The 866-nt window shown below is 67.8% G+C and carries 1 protein-coding gene; it reads right to left on the reverse strand.

Annotation, left to right across the window (positions count from 1 at the left end; genetic code table 11):
- Positions 1 to 52: 52 nt before the first annotated feature.
- Positions 53 to 823 (reverse strand): transposase, encoded by a 771-nt coding sequence (locus tag AQI88_RS42415; RefSeq protein ID WP_067011155.1) that lies wholly within the window; start codon positions 821 to 823, stop codon positions 53 to 55.
- Positions 824 to 866: the final 43 nt, after the last annotated feature.

Consider the following 866-nt stretch of genomic DNA (forward strand, 5'->3'; position numbering starts at 1 on the left):
GCGTTGTCCCGTAAATGATCTTTGGTGTGCTGGATGACCTGCCGTTTCTCCGTCACCCGGCAAGGGTGAGGTTGTGCAGGCGGGCGATGCCGAGCATGGCGTGGTGGACGCCGTCACCTTTGAGGCGGCAGTCGCGCAGGATCTTCCAGGTCTTCATCCGGGCGAAGGCGTGCTCGACGCGGGCGCGGACTTTGCGGTGCGAGGCGTTGTGTTCCTCTTTCCAGGCCGGGAGTTCGGCCTGGCCACGCTCGCGGCGGTGCGGGATGACCAGGCCGGTGCCGCGGTAGCCGCCGTCTGCGATGACCGTGGTGTGGCCGACGGCGTCTTTCACGCCGGACAGCTCCCACGCCTTGCAGTCGTTGCGGTTGCCAGGCAGTGGCCGGCCGACGGCCACGACGAGCCGGGTATCGGCGTCGATGACGACCTGGTGGTTGGTGGAGTACCGGTAATTCTTCGACTGCTCGGCGACGGTGTGGTCGCGGGTGGGCACCAGAGTGCCGTCCACGATCAGCACGGTGTCCCGGCGGAACCGTCTGCGCGGCTGGAGGGCGAGCGCGGGTCCGAGGTGGTCGATGATGCGGTCGGCTGCGGACTTGGACACCCCGAACAGCGGCGCCAGTTGGCGCAGCGTGAGGTTGGTCCGCCAGTAGGCGGCGATCAGCAGGACCCGGTCCTCCAGCGGCAGGCTCCAGGGCCGGCCCTTGCGCACCGGGTCGGCGCCCTCGCGTCGCAACGCTGTGATCAGCTTGCCGAACTGACGCGGACTCAGCCCGGTGAACGGGGCTATCCAGGACGGCTCCGACGCCGTGATCACACCAGCCACACCAAGATCATCTCACCCGTGACCAGCAGTTACGGGACAAGTC

Origin of the sequence: Streptomyces cellostaticus (assembly GCF_001513965.1) — a bacterium.
GTDB classification, from domain to species: Bacteria; Actinomycetota; Actinomycetes; order Streptomycetales; family Streptomycetaceae; genus Streptomyces; species Streptomyces cellostaticus.